Genomic DNA, 12,770 nt, shown 5'->3' on the forward strand with positions numbered 1-12,770 from the left:
GGTTATATGAAAATTTTAATTTATGGGATAAATTTTAGTCCAGAGTTGACCGCTACTGGGAAGTATTCAGGCGAAATGGCTGAATGGATGGCTAGAGAAAAACAAGATGTTAGAGCAGTTACTGCACCGCCTTATTACCCTGAATGGAAAGTAAAGTCACCTTATTCTTCTTGGAAATATAAGAAAGAGGTCATATCAAACGTAACTGTCTTTCGTTGTCCTCTTTATGTTCCTAAGAAAGTTTCTACGTTAAAGCGATTAATCCATTTAACATCCTTTACACTTTCATCTTTCCCTCAACTTTTTAGAAACTTTTTTTGGAAACCAGATCTTGTAATTTGTGTAGCACCAACTTTGTTTTGTGTTCCTTTCGCAAAGTTATTTTCGAAGGTGACAAAGGCAAAATTAATTATTCATATACAAGATTATGAAGTCGATGCAATGTTTGGCTTGAATCTTGCTAATATGGGGGGGCTGTCTAAACTAGCTCGTAGATTTGAAAAGTGGTGTTTATCAAAAGCAGATTTTGTGTCAACAATTTCTAATACAATGATTGACAAGGCTATATCAAAAGGTGTTAAACGAGAAAATACTATTTTTTTCCCTAATTGGTCTGAGTTAGATAAATTCAAAAATATTTTGGTTAACGATGTTGAGGAATTTAGGAAAGGTTTGAACTTGCCTTCAAATCGAAAAATTATTCTTTACTCGGGAAATGTAGGTGATAAACAAGGATTAGAAATAATACCTGATATTGCTTCAAATCCTGCATTTTCAGATAGTGTTTTTTTGATCGTGGGTGAAGGTGCTGGTAAAAAACGTCTCGAAGAAAAAGTACTCAGCAGTCAATTAACAAATGTATTATTTCGTCCCTTACAGCCTTATAATAAATTACCGCTATTGCTAAGTATGGCTGATTGCCACTTAGTTATTCAGAAAAGAGGCGCAGCTGATGCGGTGTTACCTTCAAAACTTACAAACATCCTTGCTGTTGGTGGTAACGCTATTATTACAGCTGAAATTCATACAGAACTAGGTCAGTTAACAACTAACTATCCTGGTATTGCAGTACGAGTTGAACCAGAGAGTGATGTTTCACTTACGGAAGGATTAATTCATGCATTATCACTTCCTAAATTCAATAGTATAGCTGAATCTTATGCTAATAAAATGCTTGATAAAGAAGTGATCCTAAATGAATACCTTGAGGTAATATCTAGTAAGGTTAACTAATTTTATATTATGATATGAATCATCTTTTGAGGAATCATATGAATCGAAGAAAATTTATTTCTTTTTTGTCTTTTTCGGCATTGTATTCTTCTTCTCGATTGAGTTGGGGAAGTGATTTATATCATATAAACTCTATGTCTGAATTACGTAATTTTAAACCGGAGTATATCGGGCAGGAGGTTTATCTCGAGTCCTACTACGTTGGAGTTGGCAGAGGAGGAGGCTATTTTACATTCCACGAAGGTGTTCGTAATGATAATGGTGGTACAGTTATAAGCGCAGTTGGAGGAGGCTACTGGCTTCGAAGTTTACATAACGATCTTTGTTTGGTTTACGATTTTGGTGCACGAGATGACATAGATGGTTTTGATAGCACAAATGCTATTCAGGGAGCGATAGATAATTGTAATCATATAAGCTTGGGAGGGGGCCATTTCAATATATCACATCCGCTATACCTTCGGTCAAATATTATTTTTGATGGCGACTTCGGTTCACTTTCTTCATTAGCACCTAAAAATTCTGCGTTTATGCAAGGTTCTATATTTGCGCCAGGGAACTACCATCCGGATTTTTTACAGAAGATTATAAAAAAACAAATTCTTGATTGTAAAGACAATTCAATTAAACTTGATGATGTTAGCGGTTTTAGAAAAGGTGATATAGTAAGAATATCTTCTCATGAGTCGACATTGAGTTTCGGCTTTTCGGTTGAAAACTATATTCAGCTTTCAAGAATAATCAAAGTTGATTCTTTAAATAAAACCTTGATAATTGAGCATCCTGTTTCTTTTCATGGTGAGCTTGAGTTATGTCTCGCATCTACGGACTCGGTAAAAGCAAGATTCGGGCGTCCATTATTTTGTTGCTCAGATACAATTGTCCGTAACACTGAAGTTAATACTTGGGATTATTGGATTGCAGATAGCTGTACATATAATATGCTTTTTGAAAACATATATGGTTCAGCTAAATCTGTTGTGTATGGCAACAGCTATTGTTACACCACTTTTAAAAATATCAGAATTAAATTTACAGGCTCGGTCTCTGAGTTGGCATTTGGCTCGCACTTTACAACTCTTGAAGGTATTTATGCGATTTCATCTAATGATGGTGTTTCTAAAAAAGAAATGATCAGCTGGACGGAGGCTGGAAGAAATTGTACGCTTTCTAGATTTTTGCTTAGAATTAATAACAATGAAACACCAAATACGATTATTAGAATTTCCGGGCATTCAAATGCCATCATTAGAAATGGGCAGATTTTTATTTTCTCAAATTCGAATAATATACTTAGCGTTGAAAATTATGGGAATGGTCAGCCCGAATGTGTGAATATTACTTATTCAAACATTGATGTTTATGCTAAAGAAAGCATTAATGTTTTTTGTGATGTTTTTAAAGCTAATGACACTGCTGCTATCGAAAAGGTATCTTTCCATAATGTTAGATACTTTGGCATGAAACCTAAGGTCGCTTTATTACGACTTCGCGGAACCCCTTTGAATACCATCTCAGGAGTTGACGCTATCATTTACTCCAAATATGGCGGTGATGCAAAAATTGCACATGCTAAAGGAAATTATATTCACTTAGCTAGTGTTGCATATGAATCAACTACAGAGGATTTTTCTACAAATAATGTTACATATTCTAAGGTAAATTAAAGGATTCTATTTGGCATTCTTTTCCCTCTAGTTACCTATGTTTCTTTATACTATTCAATTTTGCGCAACTTTTTTGGTTTTACAAACTAGGCGCCTCACTTTATTTGCGTTAGGATAGATGTCTCATTAAGCTGTGAATGTGTCGCAGTGACTACACCTGACAGGAGTATGTAATGTCCAAGCAACAGATCGGGGTTGTCGGTATGGCTGTGATGGGGCGTAACCTTGCGCTGAACATCGAAAGCCGTGGTTATACCGTCTCCGTTTTCAACCGCTCCCGTGAAAAGACCGAAGAAGTGATTGCCGAAAATCCAGGCAAGAAACTCGTTCCTTATTACACAGTACAAGAGTTTGTTGAATCCCTCGAAACACCACGTCGTATCCTGTTGATGGTGAAGGCCGGGGCTGGCACCGATAGCGCCATAGATTCCCTGAAGCCTTACCTTGATAAAGGCGACATCATCATTGATGGCGGCAACACCTTCTTCCAGGACACCATCCGTCGTAACCGTGAACTGTCTGCCGAAGGTTTTAACTTTATCGGTACCGGTGTTTCCGGTGGTGAAGAGGGGGCTCTGAAAGGGCCTTCCATTATGCCTGGTGGCCAAAAAGAAGCCTATGAGCTGGTTGCTCCGATTCTGAAACAGATCGCGGCGGTTGCTGAAGACGGAGAGCCTTGTGTCACCTATATCGGTGCTGATGGCGCTGGTCATTATGTGAAGATGGTTCATAACGGCATCGAGTATGGCGATATGCAACTGATTGCTGAAGCTTATGCGCTGTTGAAAGGCGGTCTGGCGCTCTCCAATGAAGAGCTGGCACAAACCTTCACTGAATGGAACGAAGGCGAGCTGAGCAGCTACCTGATTGATATTACCAAAGATATCTTCACTAAAAAGGATGAAGAGGGTAAATACCTCGTCGATGTCATCCTTGATGAAGCAGCAAACAAAGGTACCGGTAAGTGGACCAGCCAGAGCTCACTGGATCTCGGCGAACCTCTGTCTCTGATCACCGAGTCCGTATTTGCTCGTTATATCTCTTCGCTAAAAGACCAGCGTGTAGCTGCTTCGAAAGTGCTGAGTGGTCCGCAGGCTCAGCCGGCGGGTGATAAAGCTGAATTTATCGAAAAAGTGCGTCGCGCGTTGTACCTCGGTAAAATCGTTTCCTATGCTCAGGGCTTCTCCCAGCTGCGTGCTGCTTCTGATGAATACAACTGGGATCTGAACTACGGCGAGATCGCTAAGATTTTCCGCGCTGGCTGCATTATTCGTGCGCAGTTCCTGCAAAAGATCACCGATGCTTATGCGCAAAACGCTGGTATTGCTAACCTCCTGCTGGCGCCATACTTCAAACAGATCGCTGATGACTATCAGCAAGCGCTGCGTGATGTCGTGGCGTATGCCGTGCAGAATGGTATTCCGGTACCGACGTTCTCAGCCGCGATTGCTTACTACGACAGCTACCGTTCCGCAGTTCTGCCAGCTAACCTGATCCAGGCTCAGCGTGATTACTTTGGTGCGCACACCTATAAACGTACTGATAAAGAAGGTGTATTCCATACCGAGTGGTTGGAATAATCTTTATATACCACAGTCAGGCCAATTGGCCTGACTGTTATCTATTGTTTTTTCCTACAATAAACTGATCAAAGTCATCTTATTTGTACGTCTTCATTATTTTCAGCTCTAATAAACCAAGTGCTTATCTTTTAAGAATTTGCCATATTTATACTTCTGTATATCTATAATAATCTGCTTCTGGCCTCAGAATATATCTGGGTGTTTAATAACAGGGTTTTAATTAAAGGATATTAATATGTTGCTTCCTGTGATAATGGCTGGCGGTACCGGCAGTCGTCTCTGGCCGATGTCTCGCGAGCTTTACCCGAAACAGTTCCTCCGGCTGTACGGGCAGAACTCCATGCTGCAGGAAACCATCACCCGACTCTCGGGCCTTGAAATCCATGAACCGATGGTCATCTGTAACGAAGAGCACCGCTTCCTGGTGGCCGAACAGCTGCGTCAGCTCAACAAGCTGTCGAACAACATTATTCTTGAACCGGTCGGGCGCAACACCGCCCCGGCCATCGCCCTGGCGGCTCTTCAGGCCACCCGTCACGGCGACGACCCGCTGATGCTGGTCCTCGCCGCCGACCATATCATCAATAACCAGCCGGTCTTCCACGACGCCATCCGCGTCGCCGAGCAGTATGCCGATGAAGGCCATCTGGTCACCTTCGGTATCGTGCCGAACGCCCCGGAAACCGGCTACGGTTACATCCAGCGCGGCGTGGCCCTCACCGACAGCGCCCACACCCCGTACCAGGTGGCCCGCTTCGTGGAGAAGCCGGACCGCGAGCGCGCTGAGGCCTACCTCGCCTCCGGGGAGTACTACTGGAACAGCGGCATGTTTATGTTCCGCGCCAAAAAATACCTCTCCGAGCTGGCCAAATTCCGCCCGGATATCCTCGAAGCCTGCCAGGCCGCGGTCAATGCCGCCGACAACGGCAGCGACTTCATCAGCATTCCGCATGACATTTTCTGCGAGTGCCCGGACGAGTCCGTGGACTACGCGGTGATGGAGAAAACCGCCGACGCGGTGGTGGTCGGTCTCGATGCCGACTGGAGCGACGTTGGCTCCTGGTCCGCCCTGTGGGAGGTCAGCCCGAAAGACGAGCAGGGTAACGTCCTCAGCGGTGACGCGTGGGTGCACAACAGCGAAAACTGCTACATCAACAGCGACGAGAAGCTGGTGGCGGCCATCGGCGTGGAGAACCTGGTGATTGTCAGCACCAAGGACGCCGTGCTGGTGATGAACCGCGAGCGTTCCCAGGACGTGAAGAAGGCGGTCGAGTTCCTCAAGCAGAACCAGCGCAGCGAGTACAAGCGCCACCGCGAGATTTACCGTCCCTGGGGCCGCTGCGACGTGGTGGTCCAGACCCCGCGCTTCAACGTCAACCGTATCACCGTGAAACCGGGCGGCGCCTTCTCGATGCAGATGCACCACCACCGCGCCGAGCACTGGGTCATTCTCGCCGGCACCGGCCAGGTGACGGTCAACGGCAAGCAGTTCCTGCTGACCGAGAACCAGTCCACCTTTATTCCGATTGGCGCCGAGCACAGCCTGGAAAACCCGGGCCGTATTCCGCTGGAAGTGCTGGAGATCCAGTCGGGGTCGTACCTCGGCGAGGACGACATTATTCGTATTAAAGACCAGTATGGTCGTTGCTAATTTTTTTCGGGACAAAACGCAGAATGACACAGTTAACATGCTTTAAGGCTTATGACATCCGTGGTGAACTGGGCGAGGAGCTGAACGAGGACATCGCCTACCGTATCGGCCGCGCCTACGGCGAATTTCTGAAACCCGGGAAGATAGTGGTGGGGGGCGATGTGCGCCTCACCAGCGAGTCGCTGAAGCTGGCGCTGGCCCGCGGGCTGATGGACGCCGGCACCGACGTGCTGGATATCGGCCTGAGCGGCACGGAAGAGATTTACTTCGCCACCTTCCACCTCGGGGTGGACGGCGGCATCGAGGTGACGGCGAGCCATAACCCGATGAACTACAACGGTATGAAGCTGGTGCGCGAGAACGCGAAGCCCATCAGCGGCGACACCGGCCTGCGGGATATCCAGCGCCTGGCGGAGGAGAACCAGTTCCCGCCGGTGGACCCGGCGCGTCGCGGAACCCTGCGCCAGATATCGGTGCTGAAGGAGTACGTTGACCACCTGATGGGCTACGTGGACCTGGCGAACTTCACCCGTCCGCTGAAGCTGGTGGTGAACTCCGGCAACGGGGCGGCGGGGCACGTGATTGATGAGGTGGAGAAACGCTTCGCGGCGGCCGGGGCGCCGGTGACCTTTATCAAGGTGCATCACCAGCCGGACGGCCATTTCCCGAACGGTATCCCGAACCCGCTGCTGCCGGAGTGCCGCCAGGACACCGCCGATGCGGTGCGTGCGCATCAGGCGGACATGGGTATCGCCTTTGACGGCGATTTCGACCGCTGCTTCCTGTTCGATGACGAGGCGTCGTTTATCGAGGGGTACTACATTGTCGGCCTGCTGGCGGAAGCGTTCCTGCAGAAGCAGCCGGGGGCGAAAATCATTCACGACCCGCGTCTGACGTGGAACACGGTGGACATCGTGACCCGCAGCGGCGGCCAGCCGGTGATGTCGAAGACGGGGCATGCGTTCATCAAGGAGCGGATGCGCCAGGAAGACGCCATCTACGGCGGGGAGATGAGCGCGCACCATTACTTCCGCGACTTCGCCTACTGCGACAGCGGGATGATCCCGTGGCTGCTGGTGGCGGAGCTGCTGTGTCTGAAGAACAGTTCGCTGAAATCGCTGGTGGCGGACCGCCAGGCGGCGTTCCCGGCGTCGGGGGAGATCAACCGCAAGCTGGGGAATGCGGCGGAGGCGATAGCGCGCATCCGGGCACAGTATGAGCCGGCGGCCGCACACATCGACACAACGGACGGTATCAGTATTGAATACCCTGAGTGGCGCTTTAACCTGCGCACGTCCAACACGGAGCCGGTGGTGCGTCTGAACGTGGAGTCCAGAGCGGATACTGCGTTAATGAATGCAAAAACCGAAGAGATTTTAGCTCTTCTCAAGTAATGCATTATCCATAATGGAAGCCATAGGGTCAGATTTTAATCGTATTATTGACCTTATGGCTTATTCTTGACATCCCACTGGTCAAAGCGTAAAACCGCGCACAGTATTATTTAATTTCGTGGCTATCCGCCATTATCCAGTTAACTGATTAAAGTGTAATCTCATGAAAATTACTATTTCCGGTACAGGTTATGTTGGTTTATCGAACGGTGTCCTGATTGCGCAAAACCACGAAGTGGTTGCTCTGGATATCGTACAGGCCAAAGTGGATATGCTTAACCAGAAGATCTCTCCGATTGTGGATAAAGAGATTCAGGAATATCTGGCAGAAAAACCGTTAAATTTCCGTGCCACCACGGACAAGCACGACGCCTATCGTAATGCCGACTACGTGATTATTGCGACGCCGACCGATTATGATCCCAAAACCAACTACTTCAACACCTCTACAGTGGAAGCGGTTATTCGCGATGTCACAGAGATCAACCCGAACGCGGTGATGATCATTAAATCGACCATCCCTGTGGGGTTCACCCGCGACATCAAAGAACGTTTAGGGATAGATAATGTTATTTTCTCTCCTGAGTTCCTGCGTGAAGGCCGTGCGCTGTACGACAACCTGCACCCGTCGCGCATTGTTATTGGTGAGCGCTCTGCGCGTGCTGAACGTTTCGCAGACCTGTTGAAAGAAGGCGCGATTAAGCAGGATATCCCGACCCTGTTTACCGACTCCACTGAAGCGGAAGCGATCAAACTGTTCGCGAACACCTATCTGGCGCTGCGCGTTGCCTATTTCAACGAGCTCGACAGCTATGCTGAAAGCCAGGGGCTGAACAGCAAGCAGATTATCGAAGGGGTATGCCTGGATCCGCGTATCGGCAACCACTATAACAACCCGTCCTTTGGCTATGGCGGCTACTGCTTGCCGAAAGATACCAAGCAGCTGCTGGCGAACTACGAATCGGTCCCGAACAATATCATCGCGGCTATCGTGGATGCTAACCGTACCCGTAAAGACTTTATCGCGGATTCTATTCTCGCCCGTAAGCCGAAAGTGGTGGGTGTGTATCGCCTGATCATGAAGAGTGGTTCGGACAACTTCCGTGCCTCTTCTATTCAGGGCATCATGAAGCGCATCAAGGCGAAAGGTATTCCGGTCATTATCTATGAACCTGTGATGCAGGAAGATGAGTTCTTCAACTCACGCGTCGTGCGCGACCTGGATGCCTTCAAACAAGAGGCGGATGTGATCATCTCTAACCGTATGGCGGAAGAGCTGGCGGATGTGGCGGACAAGGTTTACACCCGCGATCTGTTTGGTAATGATTAGGATTTATAACCTTTGGCTGGATGAGAGTATATCCAGCCAAATTTTATATGAAATTGGATTTCATTGATGTTAATTAACTTGTGGAAATGGTTATCCAGTTAGTTATTTACGGTTAGTGATTTTTTCTGGTGATATAAACTAAGTTTGTAAAACATCAATGCTGCCAATCGAGTATTTCTCAGGAGTTTAAATATGAAATTTTTAGTCACTGGTGCGGCTGGTTTTATTGGGTTTCATGTCAGCAAACGCCTTTTGAATGATGGGCATCAAGTTGTTGGGATTGATAACATTAATGATTATTATGATGTAAAGTTAAAAGAATCTCGTCTTGAACAATTAGAATCTCCCTCTTTTACTTTTTACAAGTTAGATCTCGCTGACCGTGATGGTATGGCTAAACTTTTCGAAACGGAGCAGTTTGAACGTGTTATCCATCTTGCGGCTCAAGCGGGTGTACGTTATTCTCTCGAAAATCCATATGCTTACGCAGATTCCAATTTAACGGGCTACCTGAATATTTTGGAAGGTTGCCGTCATAATAAAGTGCAACATCTATTATATGCTTCATCCAGTTCTGTCTACGGTCTAAACCGTAAAATGCCATTCTCAACAGATGATTCAGTCGACCACCCCGTTTCGTTGTATGCTGCCACAAAAAAAGCTAATGAGCTGATGGCACATACTTATTCCCATCTGTACAGCATCCCGACGACAGGACTGCGCTTCTTTACGGTCTATGGTCCCTGGGGCCGTCCGGACATGGCGTTATTCAAATTCACGAAAGCGATGCTGGAAGGGAAAAGCATTGATGTTTATAACTATGGTAAAATGAAGCGTGATTTTACCTATATAGATGATATTGTCGAAGCTATTGTTCGTATCCAGGATGTAATCCCTCAGCCTGATCCTGAATGGACAGTCGAGGAAGGCTCTCCGGCTACCAGCTCCGCGCCATATCGGGTCTACAACATTGGTAACAGCTCACCGGTGGAACTGATGGATTATATCAATGCATTGGAGCAGGCATTGGGATTGGAAGCGAAGAAGAATATGATGCCTATCCAGCCTGGTGATGTGTTGAATACCAGTGCCGAGACACAAGCTCTCTATAAAACTATTGGTTTTAAACCGGAAACGCCAGTACAGCAAGGTGTTAAAAACTTTGTAGATTGGTATAAAGAGTACTATCAATATAACTAGTTTATTGGAAGGGGGGGATAGAAACGTTTTCGCGCCTCCCTCATACCGGCAGCAAGTAGCGGATGTATCATTACCGTATGGCGGAAAAGCGGGTGGATGTTGCGGACAAGGTATACACCCGCGATCTGTTTGGTAACGATTAGTTGTGCCTGTCTGACCCTGGCGGTTCCCTGCCGCCAGTGTTCTTCTTTCTCTCCCCCGCTATATCCCTCACTACGCGTATTTCTCGCACATTCAGATTAACCTCAATAAATTGTGATGGACATTACGATCCTGTTCAAAAGCCGTTGCGGGTTGAAAACAGGTCCGATAAGTTAAACTTACCTTGTGAAGAGCTACCGTCACTGTGATGTAGATGCCGGAGATAAGCGCCGGGAGGTAAAACAAAGCCTGCAACGCAGGCTTTTGTTATTTATGCCCTATAAGAAATTTGATGAACAGGGTGCGATTAACACTATTTTTCTTGCCTTAATGCCATGCCAAAACGCAGAATGAACGGTCATTCTGTAATATCATTTTTTTATCTCTTAATGTTATCTTAATCTAATTGCAATACAGAGCGGTCCTTACCACTTGCGTTTATTAAACGTCAGTTTCGTTTTCTTTCTGTCTTTTAAATAAGAAATCAAGAAATAAACGGAAACAGCAAGTAGTATGGCAGCCACCACTAAGAAAAATAGGTTTTCCATAATATCTACCACAGGGCTTATGTTGATTGAATTATTAGTTTGATAAGCAATACACCAGTTTTGCTCTGTTGCATGGCTTGCTCTAACATATCCTGGATTTAGGAAAATTCCTACAGAGAGTAATGTTTTTTCTCAATCAGCATATAATGCTGTTTCCACTCACCAAATTGGGATGGATGACAGAAAAGTGTGAGTGCCTGGCGCGCGGATATTTGCTTTTTTGAAAAAGGCTGGATGAAACTGGTTTCAGGCGTGCGAGAAAAAAGGCAAAAAATCTGTCTATAGCACAAAATATTATATATAAAACAATGAATGTGCATTCCGTCGACATATAGTCAGGATAACGGAGGTTCCATAGAAGAGGTTGCCGCAACCTGACGATTGCGGCTGGGCAGGGGATTAGATCTGATAGTAATCCTTATACCACTCGACAAAGTTCTTCACGCCTTCCTTCACTGACGTCTGCGGCTTGAAACCCACCAGGTCATATAGCGGTTGGGTGTCTGCGCTGGTGTCCAGCACATCGCCCGGCTGGATCGGCATCATATTCTTCTTCGCTTCCATCCCCAGCGCCTCTTCCAGGGCGGTGATGTAGTCCATCAGTTCCACCGGCGAGCTGTTGCCAATGTTATAGACCCGATATGGCGCGGAACTGGTGGCCGGGGAACCGCTCTCAACGGTCCAGTCGGCATTAGCCTGCGGGATCACATCCTGAATACGCACCACCGCCTCGACGATGTCGTCGATATAGGTAAAGTCGCGCTTCATTTTGCCGTAGTTGTAGACGTCAATACTTTTCCCTTCCAGCATCGCTTTCGTGAACTTGAACAGCGCCATATCCGGGCGGCCCCAGGGGCCATAGACCGTAAAGAAGCGCAGCCCGGTGGTCGGGATGCTGTACAGATGGGAATAGGTATGCGCCATCAGCTCATTGGCTTTCTTGGTGGCGGCATACAGGGAGACCGGATGATCGACGGAATCTTCGGTGGAGAACGGCATTTTACGGTTAAGGCCATAAACCGAGCTGGAGGAGGCGTACACCAGGTGTTTCACTTTGGTATGACGGCAGCCTTCCAGAATGTTCAGATAACCCATCAGGTTAGCGTCCGCATAGGCATACGGATTTTCCAGCGAGTAACGCACACCGGCCTGGGCGGCCAGGTGGATCACGCGATCAAATTGCTCTGCGGCGAACAGCTTTGCCATACCTTCCCGGTCAGCCAGATCCAGCTGCTGGAAATGGAATGCCGGAGATGCCAGGCGATCCAGACGGGCCTGCTTCAGGCTGACGTCATAATAGTCGTTCATGTTGTCGATCCCGACAACATCATGCCCTTCATTCAGCAGGCGCTGCGCGATATGAAAGCCGATAAAACCTGCGGCACCAGTGACCAAAAACTTCATATTTTTCCTCCGGGGTGTGGATATCCCGTTCTACATAAGTGCCGATTTTACACTGGCTTGCGGTTGGGATCACTTGCTTTGCCGCGTCATCTCCGCCAGACGTGAGGTGAAGGACGTTTTTTCTGGCAAATAACCGTGGCAAAAGGTGATAAATAACAATGTTTCTCATTTGACTGTTAGCATCCGAATAATAACCTTGTGACTTGTCAGCGGTTTAGCGATTTGTGGCTAAACACAATGGCAACAAATACCCATTGAGCCCGGCATAAGTTTGTTTAAAGTTATATTTTTTGTGCCCGGTTTATTTATCAAACGGGCTAAAAGTGCGCAATGATGGCTTTCTTTTCTTCATGGATATCAACAAATTGCTCTTTTTTTGCTTGTTTAATGAATGTTTATGATGTGTGTCATTTGAGTAATCCATTAATCAGTAGGCTTTTTTATTTTTATTCCCGCCGACCAGCGCTATAATCTGCGCACGATTTTCTTTGTGGAATGTGCAGTGTAGAGGCATGAGTCGTTTATCCCACCTATCGGAACATAGCGCCGTTGTTGTGTGCGCAGGGCCATCAAGCCTGAATGCGCGTGGTCTCCATGGCGGCGAAGACGATGTCTCTTC

The 12,770-nt window shown here is 47.0% G+C and carries 9 protein-coding genes; 7 read left to right on the top strand and 2 right to left on the bottom strand.

Annotated features, from left to right (window positions below; genetic code table 11):
• Positions 1-6: 6 nt before the first annotated feature.
• From AC3EMD_RS08335 to AC3EMD_RS08365, 7 genes are all read left to right on the top strand, one after another.
• The gene (locus AC3EMD_RS08335) at positions 7-1,233 is read left to right on the top strand and encodes a glycosyltransferase WbuB (RefSeq protein ID WP_167341203.1); all 1,227 of its coding nucleotides are present in this window, start codon (positions 7-9) and stop codon (positions 1,231-1,233) included.
• Between the two features lie 38 nt (positions 1,234-1,271).
• Positions 1,272-2,900, top strand: a complete 1,629-nt coding sequence (locus AC3EMD_RS08340; protein ID WP_302074028.1) for a hypothetical protein — start codon at positions 1,272-1,274, stop codon at positions 2,898-2,900.
• 173 nt (positions 2,901-3,073) lie between these two features.
• Positions 3,074-4,480, top strand: a complete 1,407-nt coding sequence (gndA, locus tag AC3EMD_RS08345) for an NADP-dependent phosphogluconate dehydrogenase (RefSeq protein ID WP_000043543.1) — start codon at positions 3,074-3,076, stop codon at positions 4,478-4,480.
• Between the two features lie 238 nt (positions 4,481-4,718).
• A complete protein-coding gene (locus AC3EMD_RS08350; RefSeq protein ID WP_012967599.1) occupies positions 4,719-6,134 on the top strand; it encodes a mannose-1-phosphate guanylyltransferase/mannose-6-phosphate isomerase in 1,416 nt (471 codons plus the stop codon).
• Between the two features lie 23 nt (positions 6,135-6,157).
• Positions 6,158-7,528: an O9 family phosphomannomutase RfbK gene (rfbK, locus tag AC3EMD_RS08355; RefSeq protein ID WP_004899416.1), complete on the top strand. Its 1,371-nt coding sequence runs from the start codon at positions 6,158-6,160 to the stop codon at positions 7,526-7,528.
• A 163-nt stretch (positions 7,529-7,691) separates the two neighbouring features.
• Positions 7,692-8,858, top strand: a complete 1,167-nt coding sequence (gene ugd / locus AC3EMD_RS08360) for a UDP-glucose 6-dehydrogenase (protein WP_000704907.1) — start codon at positions 7,692-7,694, stop codon at positions 8,856-8,858.
• Between the two features lie 192 nt (positions 8,859-9,050).
• Positions 9,051-10,058, top strand: a complete 1,008-nt coding sequence (locus AC3EMD_RS08365; RefSeq protein WP_083565375.1) for an NAD-dependent epimerase — start codon at positions 9,051-9,053, stop codon at positions 10,056-10,058.
• Between the two features lie 566 nt (positions 10,059-10,624).
• Here the strand turns inward: AC3EMD_RS08365 and AC3EMD_RS08370 are convergent.
• Complete coding sequence (locus AC3EMD_RS08370) at positions 10,625-10,747, bottom strand: small membrane protein (RefSeq protein ID WP_004144151.1); 123 nt, start codon at positions 10,745-10,747, stop codon at positions 10,625-10,627.
• 399 nt (positions 10,748-11,146) lie between these two features.
• Complete coding sequence (locus AC3EMD_RS08375) at positions 11,147-12,151, bottom strand: NAD-dependent epimerase (protein ID WP_114500090.1); 1,005 nt, start codon at positions 12,149-12,151, stop codon at positions 11,147-11,149.
• Positions 12,152-12,770 lie beyond the last annotated feature (619 nt).

The sequence above is a fragment of the Klebsiella sp. PK18 genome (assembly GCF_057784655.1).